This is a genomic window from Amycolatopsis sp. NPDC051716, assembly GCF_040681595.1.
Classification (GTDB): Bacteria; Actinomycetota; Actinomycetes; order Mycobacteriales; family Pseudonocardiaceae; genus Amycolatopsis.
The window spans coordinates 1-19672 of the sequence record NZ_JBFAZA010000071.1; the positions used below are offsets into that span (position 1 = coordinate 1).

Consider the following 19672-nt stretch of genomic DNA (forward strand, 5'->3'; position numbering starts at 1 on the left):
GCAACCTCATCAACCTCTACTCCACCGGACACTGAACCGCACCGACAGATGAACACCAGCGGCAACACCATCTTCATCGCCGGCGCCACCTCCGGCATCGGGCTCGGCCTCGCCCCACGGCTCCGAGGTAACACTGTCATCATCGGCGGCCGCCGCGCAGACCGGCTCGCCGACATTCGCGCCGAACACCCGGCGATCGACACCGTAGTCATCGACACGACCAGCCCGGCCTCCATCGCCGCCGCAGCACACGACGTGCTCGGCCGGCACCCGGACTATGGCGGGCCAGCAGGTGTTCCGCCCGTTCACCCTCGCCACCGGCGACGACGTGCAGCGTTACCTGGCGCTGGTCAGCGACTTCACGCGTACCGTCCAGGCCGCCCGGGCCAAGCTCGCCGGCCAGGACGAACGGGGCATCGGGCTGCCGCGCCCGGCCCTGCCCGGCTTCCTGGCCAATGTCCGCGCGCATCGCGCCGCCGCCCCCGAGTCCTGCGGCCCGCCGAGTCCCGCTTGGCCGGGCTTGGCGCCGCGGCACGTGCCGCGCTGATCGACGGCATGCCGGGCCTGGTGACCACAGCTCCTTGATCAGGAACTACGAAAACGGTAGCGGGGGCGGCCCGGGCTTGGAGCATATCGGTTGGGCGGCGTCGCTACGCGATGCGTCGATTGGTAGCGCTGCCACGCCTGTTCGTGAGGTACGGCCGAAGCGCGCCGGCCACCATGGCGGTGGTCACCACTACCCAGACCGCCGCACCGACCCAGATTTCCCCGCGGCCCAGCGAGGTCAGCCATGATGTTCCGGTTGTGCGTCCCCATTCGTGGGTGGTGACCCCGTACATCCCGATCGGGAAGACCAGGTTCCACCAGCCGAAGTCGTATCGCAGCGGGATACGTCGCAGCACATGCCGCCATATCCCCAAAGCCAGCAGCATCGGAACCAGCCAGCTCGAAAACGCCCACAGGACAACGGACCAGCCGACGATGACCGAGCGCGGCAGCATCAAATCCTCCAGTGACAGTTCGAGGAGCCTCGCCCCGGCGAGCACGGTGATCGCCGCCGCGCCCATGAAGATCCAGGCCGAGGTCATGAGGTTCTCCGGCACCACTGGCCGCGCCAGCAGCCTGGCCAGGACGATCCCGGCGGTCAGCAGGTACTGCATCAGCCCGATGGCCCAGCACGCCATGGCCAGTATCGGCAGCAGGTGGCCCGTAATCTGGCGACTCAGGGCGGCTGCCGCGACGGCCACCGACTCGGAGCTGACCGCCCAGAGGAACCAGGTGCCGTTCACCTGGTCGATCGATGGCCGCCGCCTCGTGGTGGCGATCAGGCCGAGGGGAATCCCGTAGCCCAGCAGCAGCCACCCGAGCGTTCCCAACGCCAGGAACGCCCAAGCCGCCGCGGTATGGCCGTCCGATACCAGGCGGGCGGCCAGTACGTTGGCGGCGATGGCGATGGTGAGGAACGCGAACGCTCGCGGCCCGAAGAAGTCCGCGGCGAATCGCTGTCGCCAGTGCACCAGGCGCCACCCGTAGGCCGGTAACAGCACCGCGAACCCGGCCAGGCCCACCACCAGCAGCACGACGGAGGCGATGCGGGCGCCGTTGAGGTTCAGGGCGGTGGACACGATGGCGGTGCCCATGACGAACGCGCACGCCCCCGCGTTGAGATTCGCGACCGCGGAGGACGCAACCGTCCGGTATCGGTCCATGACGTACCTTTCACTGATGGCCAAAACCCAGGCCTTGGCGGCATTGTGCGATCAGTGGCCGGCGCTTTTGCCGCCGTCGACGTGCAGGATTTCGCCGGTGACGAACGGGGCGTTCTCGAGGTAGACGATCGCGTCGACGACGTCGCTGATCTCACCCAGCCTTCCGAGTGGGTGGAGCCGGGCGAGAGAATCCTCGTACGCAGCCGGATTCGAGGTCTTGATGACGCCCAGCGCGACCGCGTTGCTGCGGATGCCGCGGGCCGCGTACTCGATGGCCAGCGCCTTGGTGGCGGACTGCAGGCCCCCTTGGCGGAGCATCTGTTCGACCGCGAGCTGGGTGATGCGGAAGGACCCGGTCAGGTTGACGCCGGTGACGGCCTCGTAGTCGTCCCGGGTGTACTCGGTGAACGGCTTGGCGATGAAGACGCCGGCGTTGTTGACCAGGGTGTCGATGCGGCCGAACCGCTCGATCGCGGCGGCGGCCACGCGCTCCGCCGTGGCGGGGTCCACGACATCGCCTCGGACGGCGAGGACGTCCGGGTCCGCCCCGGGCGCGATGCTCCGCGACATCGCGACGACGGCGTAGCCGAGCTTGCGGTACGCCGCCACCAGGGCGGCACCGATACCCTGTGAAGCGCCGGTGATGACGGCGACCTTCTTGCCGGGCATGCTACTCGAGGATCTGCATCAGCCGGTCCGCCAGGATCGCGGCCGAGTGCGGGTTCTGCCCGGTGATCAGGTTGCGGTCCTCCACCATGTACGGCTTCCAGATCTCGCCGCGGCTGAACTCGACGCCGAGTTCCTTCAGCTCGTCCTCCAGCAGCCACCGGGTCCTGGAGGCGAGCCCGACGGCCTCCTCTTCGTCGTTGGTGAAGCACGTGACCCGGTAACCCTTGAAGGGCGACACGCCGTGGATCCTGGTGGCCAGCATCGCGGCGGGGGCGTGGCACACGATCGCGAGCGGCTTTCCCGAGGCCAGTTGCGCGGTGAGGATCCGTCCCGCGTCGGCGTCCACCCACAGGTCCTCCATCGGACCGTGGCCGCCGGGCAGGTACACCGCGTCGTAGTCCTCGAGGCGCACGTCGGACAGCTTGAGCGGCCGGCGCATGACCTCCGCCGAGCGGATGATCGCCTCGAGTTCCAGTGCTCCCTCCACGCCGCCCGCCATTTCGGGGCGCAGGCTCATCATGTCGACGTTCGGGGTCACCCCCCGGGGCGTCGCGACCACGACCTGGTGGCCGGCCTCGGTAAGCGCTTTGTACGGGGCCGCGAACTCTTCGGCCCAGTACCCGGTGGCGTACCTGGTGCCGTCTTTCAACGTCAGGTACGTCGCTCCGGAAACCACGAACAGGATCTTCGCCATGGTTGATCACTCCTTATGAGCTCGGTCGAAGGAACCGGCCGGGTTGCCGCCGGACAAGGCGACCGTCGGCGACCGGTCCCGGGGTGGCGGCCGTCGGGGGCACGCCGGCCAGTGAGGACGCGACTGCTCCGGCGCCCACGAGCTTGGCCAAGAGCCGCTTGATGATCATGGAGATCCTTCCCTCGCTTCAGGACGCCCCTTGGCGGCCGGTTGCCGGGCCGCGGTGATCTGCTCGCGCAGGCCGTTGAGCACGGCGACGTAGATTTCGGAGAACGTCGGGAACGGCTGGATGGTGTCGCGCAGGACGTCGAGCGGGATGCGGGCGCGGATGGCCAGCGTCGCCTGTTGCAGCCATTCCCCGGCCTCCGGGCCGAGGGCGTAGGCGCCGGTGAGCGCTTCGCCGTCGCGCTGAGCAGCGTCAGGAAGCCGTTGACCTTGGCGTAGGCCCGGGCGTAGGTCGCGGCCTTGGCCACCTCGGAGATCGGAGCGGTCGCGCTGAATCGTGCCGTGTTCGCGCCCACCGACGCTGCTTGCGGGTCGGTGAAGACCACGCGGGGCACCGCCGTGTAATCGGCTTCCCTTGGGGTGCCGAGGATGTTGTCCGCGACCACTTCGCCCTGGTACTTGCCCACGTGGGTGAGCATTTCCAGGCCGGTGGCGTCACCGACGACCCAGAGGTTCCCGGCGGCACGCAGCCGCCGGTCGACCGCGATGCCCTTGTCGCCCGCCGTCACACCGACCGTTTCGAGTCCGAGATCGTGCACCCGCGGGCGGCGCCCGGTGGCGACGAGGAGCTTGTCGCCGCGTAGTTCCCGCCCGTCGTCGAGGGTCAGGACGTAGTCGTCGTCCTCGCACCGGGCCTTGATCGCCTTCGGGCCGAGCACGAGCTCGATCCCGTCGCGGCGCAGGACTTCGCCGAGCGCCTGGCCCAGCGGGGCGGGTTCACGCGGCAGGACGCGCCCGCCGTGGGCGGTGAGGACCACCTCGCCGCCCAGTCGCCGGACCGCCTGGGCCAGCTCGACGCCGACGGGGCCGCCGCCGAGCACGATCAGCCGGTGCGGTACCGCTTTCATCGCGGTGGCCTCGCGGTTGGTCCAGATGCCCGCCAGTTCCGGCAGGCCCGGGATGTCCGGGATGGTCGGCGAGGCGCCGGTGGCGACGACGACGTGGGTGGCGGTGTAGCGGGTGCCGGTCACCTCGACGACACCCGGTCCGGCCAGCCGGCCGGTGCCGCGCAGCAGGTCGATGCCGTGGCTCGCCAGCCATCGCTCCTGTCCCGCGTCGGAGTAGTCCGACACCATGAAGTCGCGCCACGCGAGGGCCCGTTCGGCATCGACCTCGGCGGTGGACTCGGCGTCGCGTGCTCCACGTACTGCTTCGCCCGGCCGCAGCAGCGTCTTCGACGGAATGCACGCCCAGTAGGAACATTCCCCGCCGACGAGTTCCCGCTCGACCAGCGCGACGCGCAGGCCGCCTTCGGCGAGAGCGCCGGCGCAGTGCTCGCCCGGCGACCCGCCGCCGAGCACGATGACGTCGTAACCGCTGTTCATCTTCCGGCTCCCGCCTACCAGGTCTGCTCGCCGGCTCGGACCAGCATTTCGTTGACGGCCACCCGCCGGTCCCGCGTGACGATGTAGCCGATCGCCTCCGCGATGTCGTCCGCCCGCAACGCTTCGATCCCGCCGACCTGCCGGCGGGCAGCGTCCCGGACGGCGTCGCCGAGGTGGTCCACCAGTTCCGTGTCCACGGTGCCGGGCTCCACCACGCTGACCCGGACGCCCTCGCCGAGCAGTTCCTGGCGGAGCGATTCGGTGAACCCGGTGAGGCCGAACTTGGTCAGGGTGTAGCCGCTGCTGCCCGGCCGGGCGACCCGCCCGGCCGTCGAGCCGACGTTCACCAGATCCGCCACCTGCCGCGGCGAGGTCGATGCCGCGTCGATCAGGTACGGAACCGCGGCGTGCGTGACGTGCAGCAGCGCCGCGACGTTGAGGGAGACCATCCGGTCCCAATCCTCGACGGTGGTCTGCAGCGCCGAGCCGAGCAGCATGATCCCGGCGTTGTTGACCAGGACGTCGAGCCGCCCGAACCGCTCCAGCGTGGCCTGCACAGCCTCGTAGGCGCGTTCGGGCTCGGTGATGTCGGCCGTGACGGCGACCGCGTGGCCGCCGAGTCCGGCGATGTCGGTCACGACCTGGTCCAGTCGGTCGCGGCGACGCGCCACCAGGGCGACCGCCGCGCCCTCGCGGGCGAGGTGGCGTGCGGTCGCGGCGCCGATCCCGCTGCTGGCGCCGGTGACCAGCGCGACGGCTCCGGCCAGCGACTTCTCGGACATGAGCCTCTCCTCCTTCCGTGTCGGGGGCGGCGCTCGAGCAGGCCGGCCGGCCGGCCGCGTCCACGCGTCTCAGGTGGGCAGTTCTGCTCCGGACTGTTCACGCACCATGCGCTCCGCGTACCAGTCCGGGTCCGCCCGCGGCGGCACGGCGCAGCGCGCCCGCGAGGTCCGCGGCCGAGGCGAACGTGGTGACCGCCGGATCAACCCGCCCCGGGAGCCGGGTGGTGATCTCCTGCAGGACCCAGCCGTTGCCGTCCGGATCGTCGAACGAAAGGAAAGAGCCGTGGCTGGCGCGCCGCGGATCCGGGCCGGGCACCCGGGCGTCGGTCCCGGCGTGGTGGAAGACGCCACCGGTGTCGTGGAACACCTCGCTCGGATCGGCGCCGAGCCGGGTGCCTGGGACGTGACCGACGTGCCGAAGATGACCGACGCCGGCGACCCGGGCGGGGTCACCTGCACCACGCGGAAGTTCTCGTCGGTGGCGACGTCGGCGTCGAGCCGCCAGCCCAGCGCCGTGTAGAAGGCCTTGGCGCGGTCGACGTCGGCGACCGGGACCACGACGACCTCGAGCTTCATGTCCATGACCGGCGCCTCCTGCACTCGTGGGGAATCCGACGTGCCGAGTTTCGTCCGACCGGCCGCCGGCTCGCGCCCGTGACTCTCACTGGTTCCGCCGGCCAGTGGGAGTCACGGGCGCGAGCGGCCACCGGCCGGCCGCACCCTGGACGGGCCGACCGACGAGGAGGCTGGAGATGGAGTACCTGGTCACCATGACCACCCGGGTGCCGGACGGAACGCCGGCGCACGAGGTGGACGACATCCGGGCACGGGAGGCCGCGCACACACGCGACCTCGCTGCCCAGGGGCGGGTGCTGCGGCTGTGGCGTCCCCCGCTGGAGCCGGGCGAATGGCGCACGATCGGGCTGTTCGCCGCCGACGACGCCGGTGACCTCGAACGGGTTCTCGCCTCGATGCCGTTGCGCGTCTGGCGGACCGACGAGGTCACCGCGCTCGGCGCGCACCCCAACGATCCCGGTCCCGGCAAGGTGCCGTTCGCGGCGGGCGACGAGGAGTACCTGGTCACGTTGGTCGTCGGCGTTCCGGTCGGGACGAGCCCGGAGGCCGTCGACGAGAGGTTCGCGCGCGAGGCCGGCCGTGCTCGTGAGCTGGCCGCCGACGGGTACCTGGTCCGCCTGTGGAAGCTGCCCGGCGAAGGCCGCAACCTCGGGCTCTGGCAGGCCGCCGGTGCCACCCGGCTGCGGGAGATCCTGCGGGCCCTCCCGCTGGGCGACTGGCTCGGTGTCGAAACGGTGTCGCTGACCCGGCACCCCAGTGACCCGGTGATCGCGGGAGCGACGCCGTGACCGCCGAGCCGGCCACGGGCACGACCGGACCGGCGCTGGTGGCGCTGCGCAGCCCGGCCGGGGCCGCACTCGTCGCCGCGATCGTGCTCGCTTCCCTGATCGGTTTCCTGGATGCGTACATGATCAACGTGGCCGTGCCGGCGATCGGGCGCGACCTGCACGCGAGCATCAGCCGGCTGCAGTGGGTGCTGACCGGTTACCTGGTCGCCGTCGCCTCGCTGTGCTGCGCTGTGCAGTCGCGCCGACGCCGGCCACGCTGATCGCGGCCCGGCTGGTGCAGGGCGTGGGCGGTGCGCTGGTCGTGCCCAGCAGCCTCGCTCTGCTGAACGGCGCGTTGCGGACGCCCGATCGGGCGCGGGGCATCGGTATCTGGGCCGGGATCGCCACCCTCGGCACCACGGTCGACCCGTACGGCGGCGGGTGGCTGATCGACCACGCCTCGTGGCGCTGGGTCTTCCTGCTCAACCTGCCGCTCGTCGTCGCCGCCGGGTGGGTGCTGCGCCGCGTCCCGCCGGGCACCGGCGACCGGCGGCCCCTGTCGGTGGATGCCGTCGGTGCCCTGCTCGCGGTGGTGGGCCTGGGTGGCGTCATCTACGCCCTCACCGCGGGCCTGGGATCGGGGTGGACGACCTGGCCGGTCCTGTCCTCCGGTGTGCTCGGGCTGGCCTGCCTGGTGGTGTTGGTCCCGGTCGAGCGGCACACGCGCCGGCCCATGCTGCGGACGGCCCTGTTCCGGTCACGGCCGTTCGACGCGATCAACGCCGCGACGCTGCCGTTCTACGGCGCCCTGGCCGCCGCCGGCTACCTGGTCGTCCTGCAGTGCCAGCTGCGGCTCGGGTACAGCGCCACCGCGGCCGGCGCCGCGCTCATTCCGGAGTCGGCAGTGTTCCTGGTTGTGTCCCCGTTCGTCGGCGGCCTGGTCGCCCGGGTCGGGACGCGGTGGCCGATGGCGGCCGGCATCCTGGTGGTGGCCGGTGGGTTCGGCTGGTTGTCGGCGGCCCTGCCGGGCGACACGTACTTCGAGGCGATTCTGCCCGGCGCGATCCTCTGGGGCCTCGGGATCGGGCTGACCGTCGCCCCGCTCACCGCGGGGGTGCTCGCCGCCGTCGACGACCCCGACCTCGGCGAGACGTCGGCCGTCAACGACGCCGCGTCCCGGGTCGGCGGCGTCGTCCTGATCGCGCTCGTCCCGGCGCTGCTCGGCGCCGGCGGCGCGACCGACCTGGCCGGGCCCGCGGCCGCGCACTACCGGTCCGCGATGCTGGTCATGGCCGGCGTGAGCGTGGTCGCCGCGCTCCTCGCGGCGGTGTTCGTCCCGAACCGTCGTACCGCCAGGCCGGGCGCCGCGTCCGGTCCGCGGCTTCACTCCTGTGCCGTGCCGGAACCGGCGACGGCCCCTTGAGGAGGACACAATGGACAGTTTGTCGGGAAGCACCGTCGTCATCATCGGGGGAACCTCCGGCATCGGCCTGGAGACCGCCCGCCAGGCACACGCGGCCGAGGCGAAGCTCGTCCTCACCGGCCGGAACCAGGAGCGGCTCGGTGCCGCGAGCGACGAACTCGGCGCGTCGACCGCGCTGCTGGAGCTGGGCGACGCCGCGGCACTGCGGAGGTTCTTCGCCGAGCTACCGGTGCCGGTCGACCACGTCCTGGTCTCCGGCGGCGGGCCGTTCTACTCGCCGATCGCCGAGCTGGACTTCGACCGGGCCCTGGGGGTGCTCGACGAGCACCTGCTCGGGTCCCTGCGCATCGCCCGGGAATGCCCGACCCGGGTCCGTCCCGGCGGATCGCTGACCTTCGTCACGGGTACCCATGCCCGGCGTCCCGGCGTCGGCTTGAGCCTGGCGGCCATCGCGGCCGCCGCGCTGCCCGCCATCACGGCGAACGCCGCCGTCGAACTCGCTCCGGTCCGGGTCAACGCGATCGCCGCCGGGTTCGTCGACACCCCGCTGTCGGCCCGCCTGCTCGGCGACGAGCTCGACCATCGCCGGGAACAACTTCGAGCGACGCTGCCGATCCGCCGCGTCGTCGGCCCGGCGGACGTGGCGGCCCTGGCCCGGCATCTGATGACCAACACGGCACTCACCGGCGCGACCTACGACGTCGACGGCGGCCAGCAGCTCATCATGTCCGAGAAAGGCCAACACGATGGACCTTGACACTCGAACCAAAGCGGCGATCGAGCAGCACTGGCAAGCATCGGAGGACGGGGACACCGAAGCCGAACACGTCATCTACGCCGTGGATGCGATCCTGGACTACCCGCAGTCGGGGGAGCGGTTCCGAGGTCGTGCGGCGATTTCGAGCCAACGCCGCGGTCACCCCGCCGAGCGGCACTTCACCGTCCTGCGAATCGTCGGTGGCCGGAACCTGTGGGTGAGCGAGTGCGTGATCACCTATGACGGCGTACCCGCCTACTCGGTGAGCATCATGGAATTCGCCGACGACCAGGTGGCGCACGAGACGCAGTACTTCACGGATCCCTTCGGTGCGCCCGCATCGCGGGCAGCACTCGCGGAGCCCATGCCGGGAAGGAAGATCGTCTGGGCTTGATCGTGCCCGAGAGCGGCGCGGCGCCTGTCGCAGCCCGGTCCGGAGACCCTGGCTATTCCTTCACGAGTCCCGTGTCCAGCTCCGGCAGGTTGGTACGAAGCTGCCGACGGGAGCTGATGCTGAGGACCCCGAACACCTTGCGCAGATGCCACTCGACGGTACGCGGGCTGAGGAAGAGCCGGGCACCGATCTCCGGGTTGGAGAGCCCCTCGCGCGCCATCCGGGCGATCTGCAGCTCCTGCGGGGTCAGCTGGGTACGGGTGTCGTCGGACCGCTTGCGCACGGTCTCGCCGGTCGCCGCCAGCTCGGCGCGGGCGCGTTCCGCGAACGCTTCCATCCCGATCGCGGTGAACTGCTCATGAGCGTCGTGCAGGTGCCCACGCGCAGCAAGCTGCCGGCCCTCGCGGCGCAGCCACTCACCGTAGAGCAGGTGTGCGCGGGCCAGTTCGGGTCGCAGCAGGCTCCGGCCGAGCCGCTCGATGGCGTCCCGGTACAGGCCGTCAGCCCGCTCGCCGGTCGTCATCAACGCCCGGGACCGGGCGGCGATGCCCTGTGCCGCGTCGTTGGGCAGGTGGGCCGTGGCCTCGAGCACGTGGTGGAGGGCGTCCTCCGCGACTGCCGTCCGGCCGGCTCGGGTTGCGGCTTCGAGCAGCTCCACCGCGGCCCAGGCGGACAGATACATCCGGGGGTGGTATTCGACGGCCGCGCGCGCGGCGACCAGCGCTTCTTCGTACTGGCCGAGCCCGTTGCACAGAACGGCCCGGGAGAAGTTGCAGCGCTCGGTCACCGTTCCCTGCCCGGCCGCCGTGGCCTCGGTCAGGACGGCCTCGATCACCGCCCGAGCCTCGGCCTCCCGGCCGCGGGAGGCGGCGAGCCTCATCGAGACGTACGACCCGGTGATGGGTTTGGCGCCGTCTCCGGCTGCATCGATTTCCGCGATCGCTTGCGCGACGTCGGCGAAGTCACCGCACCGCACCCCGGCTTGCGCGAAGACACCCAGCTCGACCTGAAGCCGGGCAAGCGCCCCGCTGTCGCGCGAGATCTTCAGCGTGCGCGCGCGAAGGGTGTAGACACTCTCGTCGTCCCAGATCGTCCACGCCGCCAATACCGCCAACCAGTTCCATCGGATGATCTCTTCGTGCGGACACGCCTCGTCGGTGAAGGCGGCCACCGCCTGCTGGAGCTGTGGCGCGGCGGCTCGCGGCCCGTCGATCGTCAGCGTGGCGAGGCTGTCCAGCAGCAGATCCACCGGTCGGGCGGCCTTGTCCGGGTAAGGGGCGGCTCGTGCCGCTCGGGACACGGCGAGGCGGTCGTCACCGGCGGAGCCATGGCCGGCGACGAACGCGGCGGACCACGCGTCAAGATACGTCTCCCGGGCGAGACCGGCGTCGACCGTTTCGAGTCGTTGCGCCGCCTTGAGCAGCGACGCGGCAGCGTCGCCGGTCATCGTGGTGAACATGGCGAGCTGTCCGTGGAGGATGTCCACCTGCGCGTGCTGGTACTCGTCCAGGGTCCCGACCTCGGCGACCGACAGGATGCGTCGCGCCGCGTCGAACCTGCCCGCGTCCAAACTTGCCCGAGCCGCGACCAGTGCGCGTTCGGTGCGCCGCGCCGGGTCGCCGCTGAGCCCCACCGCCCGCTGAAGCAGCGCCGCCACCGCGGCGAGACCGCCACGTGCCCGGGCGCGTTCCGCGGCCTGTTCGAGCTCGGTGGCGACCTGTTCGTCGGGTCCCGAGGCTGCGCCGGCACGGTGCCAGGCGCGACGATCCGGATCGGTGGTGGCGTCCGTGACGCCGGCCAGGACGCCATGCACGCGGCGCCGGTCCTCCGGCGCGGCGGAGCGGTAGACGGCCGTGCGTGCGAGCGGGTGCGTGAACTGCACCCGGCCGTCGAGCCTGACCAGGCCGGCGTCGGTGGCCGGGGCGAGCGCCGCGATATCCAGGTCGAGCATGGTGGCCGCGCGATGCAACAGCGCGGTGTCGCCGACGGATTCCGCCGCCGCGGTCAGCATGAGCAGTCGCGTATCGGCGGGAAGTGAGGAGGCTCGCTGGGCGTAACTCTCCTCGATCTTGTTGCCGATCGGTTGGTTGTCCGGCAACCCGAAGCCACCTGCGAGATCGCCGTCTTTCCAAGCCCGGGGAAGCTCGATGAGCGCGAGCGGATTGCCTTGACTCTCCGCGATGATCCGGTGGGACAGGTCGATGTCCACGGGGCCCCGGATGTTGCTCAGCAGCAGCGCTCGCGAATCACTGTCATCCAGTCCGCCGACCGGCAACTCCGGCAACCCGGCCAGGACCTGGTCGCCGATTCCCCGGCGCGCGACGCACACGATCGCGATCCGTTCGGCCAAGAGCCGCCGGGTAACGAACGCGAGGATCTGCGCCGAGGCCTGGTCCAGCCACTGGACGTCGTCGACGATGCAGATCAGCGGCCGGTCCTCGGCCACCTCGGCGAACAGCGTCAACGTGGCCAGCCCGACCAGGAAGCGGTCCGGCGGCGGGCCGGCGCTGAGTCCGAACACGGTCGCCAGTGCGTCGCGTTGCGGCGCCGGCAGGCGCTCGATGTGGTCGAGCATCGGCGCACAGAGCTGATACAGGCCGCTGTAGGCGAGCTCCATCGATGACTCGACCCCGACCGCCGACGCGACGTGCCAGTCGTCGACTTTCCCGGACAGGTACCCCAGGAGCGCACTCTTGCCCACACCCGCGTCGCCGCGCAAGACCAGCACCTGGCTCGTGCCGCCCAGCGCAGTGGTCACCAGACGATCGAGGGCCTTGCATTCGCGCGTACGACCGAAGAGTTCCGGCGCAGCACTTCCGATCTTGCGGGACATGGTGTCCTCTGGGTGGCCAATGCGGCATTCGACTGGCCTGGCTGAGCCGCTCACCTGCTGCGAGCGGCTTCGGGTGATGGTAGCGACGTTCGACCCGGCTCGTGATTGTTGGACAGGGCGCCGGCACCAAGCGAGACTGGTGCCGTACGACGTCACTTCGGTCCTGGTCGGCGGCCTGGGTGACAGTCATGAGGCAGAGGCGGTTCGCATGACCGGGCCCGGCCTGGTGGATCGAGAGGCGGAACGCGCCGCTCTGGACGAGATGATCGCTGCCGTCCAGGTTGGGGAAAGCCGCGTGCTCGTGCTCCGCGGGGCGCCCGGGATCGGTAAATCCGCGCTTCTGCACTACGCGGAGCGCGCCGCGAGCGGGTTCCGCAAGCTACGCACCGTCGGCATCGAGTCCGACATGGAGCTGGATTTCGCCGCCCTGCACCAGTTCTGCCTGCCGCTGCTGGCCCGGCTGAAGGACCTGCCGACTCCCCGTCGTGCCGCACTCGAGACGGTGTTCCGCTTGCGCGACGGTGCCCGGCCGGACGCGTTCCTGGTCGGCCTGGCGATCCTCGACCTCCTGTCCGGCGCCTCCGAGGAGCAGCCGCTGCTCTGCGTCATCGACGACGCGCAATGGCTCGATCGGTCCTCGGCCCAGGTCCTGGGCTTCGTCGCCCGCCGGCTGCTGGCCGAGTCGATCGCCCTGGTCCTCGCGTCCAGGGTCCCCGGCCCCGAGCTGAACGGCCTCCCGGCGGTGGAGATCACCGGCCTGCGCCACACCGACGCGCGCACACTGCTCGACTCGGTCGCCGCCGCGCCTCTGGACGGCGGCATCCGCGATCGCATCGTCGCGGAGACGCACGGCAACCCGCTCGCCCTCATCGAGTTGCCTCGCGGCCTGACCGCAAGTCAGATGGTCGGCGGCCTCGGCCTGCTGAACGCCGACACGCTGCCCAGCCAGATCGAGGAGAGCTTCCTCAACCGGATCGGCTCACTTCCGCAGCAGACACGGCTGCTGCTCCTGGTCGCCGCCGTGGAACCGGTCGGCGACCCGGACCTGGTCCGGCACGCCGCGGAGCGGCTCGGCGTGCCCTCCGCGATGAGCGGCATCGACGGCCTGCTGACCATCGACGATCGGGTGACCTTCCGCCATCCGCTGGTGCGATCCGCGAGCTATCGCGCGGCGTCCCCCGCCGCCCGGCGAGCCGCACACCTGGCCCTGGCCGAGGTCACGGATCCGCGGTCCGCCCCCGACCGGCGTGCCTGGCACCTCGCCTCGGCCGCCGCCGGGCCCGACGAGGCCGTCGCCGCGGAACTGGAACGGTCCGCCGCCCGGGCGCAGGCACGTGGCGGAATGGCAGCGGCGGCCGCGTTCCTGCAACGGTCCGTCGTCCTGACCGTCGACCCGGCCCGGCGCACCGACCGCATGCTCTCGGCGGCCGAGGCGAGTTTCCAGGCCGGTGACGTGGAGGACGCCGGCCGGCTCCTGAGCGCCGTCGGCGTCTACCCACTCGACGCCTTGCAGCGGGGACAGGCGGCGGTGCTGCGCGGTCAGGTTGCCTTCGCCACCCTCGACGGCGCCAACGCCATCGCACGGACGATCGAGGCCGCGCGGCAGCTGGAGCCGGTGGCACCGCAAGCCGCACGCGAGACCTACCTGACCGCGTGGGGCATCGCTGTCACCTTCACCGATCCGGCATCGTTGCTCGAGGTGTCGCAGGCCGTCCGGCTCCTCCCGCCGCCGGCCGACCCCGGCCCGCTGGACCTGCTGCTCGACGGGTACGCCCAACTGGTCACGGACGGCACGGCAGCCGCTGCGGGCACGCTACGGCGGGCTGCGGCGGCGCTCGTGAACCTGCCCGTGGAGCAGGTGTTGCGGTGGGGCTGGGTAGCGACCGGGGGCATCGCCGCCGCCTGGGACGACGAAGGCATGCGCGAACTCTGCGACCGGTGGCTGCGCGTGGCGCGCGACGCCCACGCGCTGCGCGAACTGCCCTTCTTGCTGACCACGTCCAGCTTCGCCAGCTCCTGGACCGGTGACTTCGAGGCGACAGCCGCCTCGATCGCCGAGGCCGATGCCGTCGCCGCCGCGACGGGCAACCCACTGCCACCCTACGGCGAACTGCGACTGCTCTCGCTGCGCGGCCGGGAGCCGGAGGCTGCCGAGCTGATCGCAGCCACGATTCACGCCTCGACCGCTGCGGGCCTCGGCATGGGCAACTCCGCCGCGCGGTGGGCGGCCGCCGTGCTCTACAACGGACTCGGGCGCTATCCCGAGGCGATGCGTGCGGCCCTGGCCACCACCTATGTCTCCGAGCCGGGGATCTCCACCTGGTTGCTGCCCGAGCTGGTGGAGGCGGCCAGCCGCTCCGGCGAGCCGGAGGTCGCCCGGGAGGCGCTCGACCGGCTGACCGAGAAGACGCGGTCGTTCGACACCGACTTCGCCCGCGGCGTCGAGGCCCGGACCCAGGCACTGGTCACCGACGGACCGGAGGCCGAGGATCTCTACCGCGAGGCCGTCGAGCGACTCGACCGGACCCGCCTGCAGCCGGAGTCGGCGCGGGCCCATCTGGTCTACGGCGAGTGGCTGCGCCGCCGCAGACAGCGCGTCCGGGCCCGCGAACAGCTGCGGACCGCGTACGAAATGCTGGTCACCATCGGGATGGAGGCGTTCGCCGAACGCGCCCGCCGCGAGCTGCTGGCCACCGGCGAAACCGTGCGCAAACGCACGGCCGTCCGGGCGCCGGGGGTCGAGCTCACCGCCCAGGAGCGGCAGATCGCGTTGCTGGTCCGCGATGGCTACTCCAACCGTGAGGTCGGCGAGCGGCTCTACCTCTCCCCGCGCACCGTCGAATGGCACCTCCGGAGGATCTTCGCGAAGCTGGACATCGACTCCCGCCGGAAACTCCGGGACGTCCTGCTGGCCTGAGAACGTCATTGCTGCTCGGTGCCGCGGCTGGTGGCGATCAAACCGGGTAAACGTTGGGCACGCCGAGGTAGGGGAACTCGCTCAGCAGGTCGTCGTGCGGCCGGAGGCCTTGGGAGCCGATCTTCCCCTTGCTCATCCAGGCGAAGCGGGCGCTGAAGGCATCGTCGGTGAGGGTGCGGCCGTTCGGATAGCCGGCCGGCCGGCTGCGGTCGTAGCGAAGTACGTCAGGGAGCACGATCAAGGCGGCTGCTCTGGCCTCCTCCGGCGAGTAGCCACCGTTGTCTTCCAGGAACTTGGACCAGATCTCGAGGTAGTTCACCACGTCGTCGACCGGCTGCCTGCGGTTGTATTCGTTCTTGGTGTTGTTCGGGCTGACGAACGGATTGATCGTCGGGTGGCCACCGCGGTCCACCTGGACGATCTCGCCGTCACGGCGCACGCTGACCGAGGCCCACGCCCCGATCACCGGGTCCGGGCTGAGCATGTCGTTGGGCACCTCCACCGCGATGGACAAGATGTTGCGGTCGGCGAAGGCGTCCTGCCCGGTCCACTTGAAGCCGTGAAACGCGCCGTCCGCGTCGGCGAAGAAAGGGTCGCTGCGCACCCCGATGAACAGCCGGACCGGGCCGGACCGGATCGCCCCCGCCGTGGCATCGAACCCGACGGGGGTACCGGCGACGAGGATGTCGCCGGACGGTTCGGCCTGGCGGCCCTGCGGGCCGGTGGCGTAGTAGGCGGTCGCAGTCTGTGCACCGTTCTTCAGCTGTGAGAAGACAAATGTGAATGCGGCGTCGGCTTGCGCATCCGCGTCGGTGTCGACGTTGATCCGGTAAATCCCGTCCGGATGGAATTCCGGTTTCATGAGAAACGGGGGCATCGCGCTCATGCCGGCCGTGTACGGGTTCAGGTCGATGATCAGCACCGTCTTGGCGGGATCATCAGGCGCGGCGAACACGAAAAGGTCGGTGAGGTCCAGGCGGGCGTCATCGCCCGGGAATTTCAGATTGGCCGCACTGTAGTGATTGGACATTGTGCCTCCTTAGGCATCCGGTCATCGAAGCGGGCGAAAGGCGGCACGGAGTTCCCGGGTGAACAGCCCGGGCTCCTCCCAAGCCGCGAAGTGCCCGCCCCGCGTGGGCTGGTGGTAGTAGCCGAGGGTCGGGTAGATGGCCTCGGCCCAGCTGCGGGGAGCCTGGAAGATTTCGCCGGGGAAGGCGCTTAACGCGACCGGCACGCTCACCGCCGGAGAGTTCTGGCCGGCGGTTCGCGCCCTCTCCCAGTACAGCCGGGCGGCCGACTCGCCGGTCCCGGTCAGCCAGTAGACGGACGCGTTGTCGAGGACGTGCTCCCGGGTGAGACCGCCCGACGGCGGTCCGCCGAGGAAGGCGCGGGAGATCTTGCGATAGCTGTCCGTGTCGTGATCGAGCATCCAGGCCGCCAGGGCGACGGGCGAATCCAGGAGTGCGTAGCCGATTGTCTGCGGCCGCGTCGACTGCTCGACGATGTACCCCCGGCCGCTCGTCGAGAAGACCTGGAGGGCGGTGGCTGCGGCCTTCTCCTCATCGGTGTTCTTCGGCAGGGAGGCGGTGCTGCCCAAGGCCGGCGTCAGCAGGTTCACGTGGATGCCGAGCAAACCGGCCGGGGCCAGGCGGCCGATGCCATCGGTTACGGCGGCGCCGACATCCCCGCCCTGAGCGACCCAGCGGGTGTAGCCGAGGCGGTGCACGAGCTCCGCCCAGGCTCGCGCCGTCCGGTTGTGGTCCCAGCCGATCTCGTCCGGTTTGCCGGAGAAGCCGTAGCCGGGGATCGACGGTAGTACGAGGTGGAAGGCGTCCGCCGCCGCGCCGCCGTGCGCGGTCGGATTCGTCAGCGGACCGACGGTCTCGAGCAGCTCGACGATCGAGCCCGGCCAGCCATGGGTCATGATGAGTGGCAGTGCGTCGCGGTGCCGGGAGCGTACGTGGACGAAGTGGATGTCGACGCCGTCGATCTGGGTCTTGAACTGGGGCAGCGCGTTGAGCTTCGCCTCGAACCGCCGCCAGTCGTAGCCGGTCGTCCAGAACCGGGCGAGCGCCTGAGCGGTCGCCAGCTGCACGCCTTGCGAGCGGTCGGAGACGAGCTCGCGGGTCGGCCAGCGGGTTGCCTCGATGCGGCGGTGCAACTCCGCCAGCTGTTCGCGCGGGACCGCGACCCGGAACGGGCGGATCCCGTTCGGGTCGGTAGGTGGCGCGGCGATGGCCGGCGCCTGCCCCAGCACGGTGGACGCGGCGACGGTGAGGCCGGCCGCGACGCCTGCCTGGAGCACTTGCCGTCGAGTGGGTTGGGACACGGACGGAGTCATGGTCTCTCCACTTCTGGATTCGTCGGAGTTCGCAGCGCGGACATACGGGCGTTTGCCACGGCCGTGTCCTATCGCCGTGGCCGGAACGCGGCCCGCACCTGGTCCGCGAACAGCTCAGGCTCTTCCCAGGCAGCGAAATGGCCGCCGCGGGCCGCGACCCCGAAGTAGTCGAGCGTCGGATAGGCCGTCTCGGCCCAGCTGCGCGGCGTCCGCCAGATCTCCCCGGGGAACGTGCTGAAACCGACCGGAACGCGTGGATCCGGCAGCGGCGGGCGGCCCGCGGCCGGTGCATCCGGCCCGTACGCCTCCCAGTACGACCGGGCCGTGGACGCCCCGGTGCCGGTCAGCCAGTAGGTCGTGATGTCGTCGAGGAGGTGATCCCGCGTGAGACCCCCCGACGGCTTGCCGTCGACGAACGCGCCGGCGATCTTGTAGTAGGCGTCCGTGTCGTGGTCGATCATCCACCCGGCGAGCGCGGCCGGCGAATCCAGCAACGCGTAGCCGATCGTCTCCGGCCGGGTGGCCATCTCCACGAAGTAGCCGTTCCCGGTGGTCTGGAAGACCTTGATCGCGGCGAGCGCCGCGCGTTCCTCCTCGGTGTCGTTCGGCAGCGACGACGGATCGTTCAGCGCAGGCACCAGCAGATTCGTGTGGATGCCGACCAGGCCAGCCGGACCCAGCCGTCCCATCGCGTCGGTCACCCCGGCGCCGACGTCACCACCCTGGGCCACATACCGGCCGTAGCCGAGCCGGCTCATCAGCTCCGCCCACGCCCGGGCCGTGCGCACGAGATCCCACCCGACCTCGGCGGGCTCGCTCGAGAAGCCGTAGCCGGGCAGGGACGGCAGCACGAGGTGGAATGCGTCCGCCGCGGTGCCACCGTGCGCGGTCGGATCGGTCAGCGGGCCGATCGAGTCGATCATCTCGATGACCGAGCCGGGCCAGCCGTGCGTCATGATCAGCGGCAGCGCATCCGCGTGCTTCGATTTCACGTGGACGAAATGGATACTTACCCCGTCGATTTCGGTGGTGAACTGGGGCAGCGCGTTCAGCCGGGACTGCACCCGGCCGAGGTCGTACCCGTTCGCCCAGTACTGGGCCAGCGCCCGGACCGTCGCCAACTGCACCCCCTGGGAGCGATCGCCCACGAGCTCCCGGCTCGGCCAGCGCGTCGCCGCCAGCCGGTGGCGTAGGTCGTCGAGCGCCCCCTTGCGGAAGGACACGGTGAACGGTCGGATCGCGTGGCTCGTTCGCTGCTCGAGCGTGGTCATCTCAGGCACGGCCTTTCCATCGAATTCCGGCACGAACAGATCCGGGTACGGGAGGCGGTATGCCCCTCGCCGGCGACCCGCCCTTTGGATGTGCACCAGCATGGCAACCCGCTCGTGCGATTCGCGCCCGTGAAAGACCCCGGTCGACACACTGGGTCAGGCCCCAGGGGGCGCCCGGGTTTTGGTGAGTCGGACCATCGACCCGGTTCAGCTCACCGAATACACGTTACTGTTGTCGGCGGTGGCGCTGCCGTTGACGTGCCTGGCGATCCTCGTGGTCGCACATGACCGCCGTCCACCGCGGCGACCAGGTCAACGGCAAGATCCGCAACGTGCTGGGCCTCATCTACCTCGGTGTCATCCTGATCTCGGTTATCGCCGCGATCACCTTGATGGTCATCACCGGAGCCGGCCGATGACCCCGCCGCGTGTCGACTTCCACCTGCTGGACTGGCAGATCGTCGACGTGGCCGGCCGCAAGGTCGACGACGTCGAACTGGAAACCGGGGACAACGGGCAGCTGCGGGTGACCGCCCTGCTGGCCGGGCAGGGCGCGCTCGGGTGGCGGATCGGCGGTGGGGCACTGGGGCAGGAACAGCAGCCACGACGCGAGGAACTTCGAGCCTCACAACGCACTGGCGGCTGTCGAGGTCGCGGTGTTCAGCATCAGAGAGAACCCGTTGGCCAGCGCCCGCCGGGCACTTACGCGGTCGGCCATTTCGACGTACATCTTGTACTGGGCGAGAGGGTAGGTGCGAGAGCTGTGACTCTGCGCTACCATCGGCGCATGATCTCCCCAAATACGGGAGATATCCCACGTGTGGGGTTCAAGTCTCGGACACAGTATTACCCCACGGATCGCGAACGCGATCTTGGAACTGAGTGCGATAGTAGCCTAGTGTCCTGCGCCTGAAGTTCGCTATCTAATTGTAGGATGCGGTGATGGCGGGTCGTGGACGGTCCAAGGTCGAGCTGATCCTCAGTGATGA

The 19672-nt window shown here is 70.6% G+C and carries 20 protein-coding genes and 1 pseudogene; 9 read left to right on the top strand and 12 right to left on the bottom strand.

From position 1 onward, the window contains the following. Positions 1-9: 9 nt before the first annotated feature. A complete protein-coding gene (locus AB0M30_RS46565) occupies positions 10-270 on the bottom strand; it encodes a hypothetical protein (RefSeq protein WP_364598875.1) in 261 nt (86 codons plus the stop codon). A 7-nt stretch (positions 271-277) separates the two neighbouring features. Between AB0M30_RS46565 and AB0M30_RS46570 the strand changes: the two genes are divergently transcribed. Beyond that, complete coding sequence (locus AB0M30_RS46570) at positions 278-547, top strand: hypothetical protein (RefSeq protein ID WP_364598878.1); 270 nt, start codon at positions 278-280, stop codon at positions 545-547. A gap of 103 nt (positions 548-650) precedes the next feature. Here AB0M30_RS46570 and AB0M30_RS46575 read toward each other — a convergent pair whose 3' ends face one another. The 7 genes and pseudogenes from AB0M30_RS46575 to AB0M30_RS46605 all read right to left on the bottom strand — a co-directional run bounded on the left by AB0M30_RS46575 (position 651) and on the right by AB0M30_RS46605 (position 5771). Further along, positions 651-1709 carry a tellurite resistance/C4-dicarboxylate transporter family protein gene (locus tag AB0M30_RS46575; protein WP_364598881.1) on the bottom strand — a complete coding sequence of 353 codons (1059 nt, stop codon included), beginning with the start codon at positions 1707-1709 and terminating at the stop codon, positions 651-653. 51 nt (positions 1710-1760) lie between these two features. Then, a complete protein-coding gene (locus AB0M30_RS46580) occupies positions 1761-2378 on the bottom strand; it encodes an SDR family oxidoreductase (RefSeq protein WP_364598884.1) in 618 nt (205 codons plus the stop codon). Position 2379: 1 nt separating this feature from the next. Continuing rightward, positions 2380-3072, bottom strand: a complete 693-nt coding sequence (locus AB0M30_RS46585) for a type 1 glutamine amidotransferase domain-containing protein (RefSeq protein WP_364598886.1) — start codon at positions 3070-3072, stop codon at positions 2380-2382. A 165-nt stretch (positions 3073-3237) separates the two neighbouring features. Continuing rightward, complete coding sequence (locus AB0M30_RS46590; RefSeq protein ID WP_364598927.1) at positions 3238-3573, bottom strand: hypothetical protein; 336 nt, start codon at positions 3571-3573, stop codon at positions 3238-3240. Between the two features lie 173 nt (positions 3574-3746). Then, positions 3747-4622: pseudogene (locus AB0M30_RS46595) on the bottom strand (NAD(P)/FAD-dependent oxidoreductase); the annotation flags it as partial. A gap of 14 nt (positions 4623-4636) precedes the next feature. Further along, positions 4637-5404, bottom strand: a complete 768-nt coding sequence (locus AB0M30_RS46600; RefSeq protein ID WP_364598889.1) for an SDR family NAD(P)-dependent oxidoreductase — start codon at positions 5402-5404, stop codon at positions 4637-4639. A gap of 97 nt (positions 5405-5501) precedes the next feature. After that, positions 5502-5771: a hypothetical protein gene (locus tag AB0M30_RS46605; RefSeq protein ID WP_364598892.1), complete on the bottom strand. Its 270-nt coding sequence runs from the start codon at positions 5769-5771 to the stop codon at positions 5502-5504. Here AB0M30_RS46605 and AB0M30_RS46610 point away from each other — a divergent pair. The 6 genes from AB0M30_RS46610 to AB0M30_RS46635 all read left to right on the top strand — a co-directional run bounded on the left by AB0M30_RS46610 (position 5763) and on the right by AB0M30_RS46635 (position 9321). Then, positions 5763-5924: a hypothetical protein gene (locus tag AB0M30_RS46610; RefSeq protein ID WP_364598895.1), complete on the top strand. Its 162-nt coding sequence runs from the start codon at positions 5763-5765 to the stop codon at positions 5922-5924. The genes AB0M30_RS46605 and AB0M30_RS46610 overlap by 9 nt on opposite strands. Positions 5925-6156: 232 nt before the next feature. Then, on the top strand, positions 6157-6768 hold the full coding sequence (locus AB0M30_RS46615; RefSeq protein ID WP_364598898.1) for a muconolactone Delta-isomerase family protein: 612 nt from the start codon (positions 6157-6159) through the stop codon (positions 6766-6768). Then, entirely contained in the window at positions 6765-7028 is a 264-nt protein-coding gene (locus tag AB0M30_RS46620) for a hypothetical protein (protein ID WP_364598901.1), read from the top strand. Before AB0M30_RS46615 ends, AB0M30_RS46620 begins: the two co-directional genes overlap by 4 nt. Next, entirely contained in the window at positions 6989-8170 is a 1182-nt protein-coding gene (locus tag AB0M30_RS46625; RefSeq protein WP_364598903.1) for an MFS transporter, read from the top strand. The genes AB0M30_RS46620 and AB0M30_RS46625 overlap by 40 nt, the downstream gene beginning before the upstream one ends. A 10-nt stretch (positions 8171-8180) precedes the next feature. Beyond that, positions 8181-8927, top strand: coding sequence for an SDR family oxidoreductase (locus AB0M30_RS46630; protein WP_364598906.1), 747 nt, complete (start codon positions 8181-8183; stop codon positions 8925-8927). Between the two features lie 82 nt (positions 8928-9009). Beyond that, a complete protein-coding gene (locus AB0M30_RS46635; protein WP_364598909.1) occupies positions 9010-9321 on the top strand; it encodes a hypothetical protein in 312 nt (103 codons plus the stop codon). Positions 9322-9373: 52 nt separating this feature from the next. Here the strand turns inward: AB0M30_RS46635 and AB0M30_RS46640 are convergent, their stop codons facing one another. After that, on the bottom strand, positions 9374-12154 hold the full coding sequence (locus AB0M30_RS46640; RefSeq protein ID WP_364598912.1) for an AAA family ATPase: 2781 nt from the start codon (positions 12152-12154) through the stop codon (positions 9374-9376). 208 nt (positions 12155-12362) lie between these two features. On the opposite strand from AB0M30_RS46640, the gene AB0M30_RS46645 reads away from it, so the two are divergent. Then, positions 12363-15071: an AAA family ATPase gene (locus AB0M30_RS46645; protein ID WP_364598915.1), complete on the top strand. Its 2709-nt coding sequence runs from the start codon at positions 12363-12365 to the stop codon at positions 15069-15071. A 37-nt stretch (positions 15072-15108) separates the two neighbouring features. Here the strand turns inward: AB0M30_RS46645 and AB0M30_RS46650 are convergent, their stop codons facing one another. From AB0M30_RS46650 to AB0M30_RS46660, 3 genes are all read right to left on the bottom strand, one after another. Further along, complete coding sequence (locus AB0M30_RS46650; protein WP_364598918.1) at positions 15109-16101, bottom strand: DUF4331 family protein; 993 nt, start codon at positions 16099-16101, stop codon at positions 15109-15111. Positions 16102-16122: 21 nt separating this feature from the next. Next, a complete protein-coding gene (locus AB0M30_RS46655; protein WP_364598921.1) occupies positions 16123-17412 on the bottom strand; it encodes an epoxide hydrolase family protein in 1290 nt (429 codons plus the stop codon). Between the two features lie 68 nt (positions 17413-17480). Continuing rightward, positions 17481-18683 carry an epoxide hydrolase family protein gene (locus tag AB0M30_RS46660; RefSeq protein WP_364598930.1) on the bottom strand — a complete coding sequence of 401 codons (1203 nt, stop codon included), beginning with the start codon at positions 18681-18683 and terminating at the stop codon, positions 17481-17483. A 284-nt stretch (positions 18684-18967) separates the two neighbouring features. Between AB0M30_RS46660 and AB0M30_RS46665 the strand changes: the two genes are divergently transcribed. Next, a complete protein-coding gene (locus AB0M30_RS46665) occupies positions 18968-19102 on the top strand; it encodes a hypothetical protein (RefSeq protein WP_364598924.1) in 135 nt (44 codons plus the stop codon). The last annotated feature ends 570 nt before the right edge of the window (positions 19103-19672 follow it).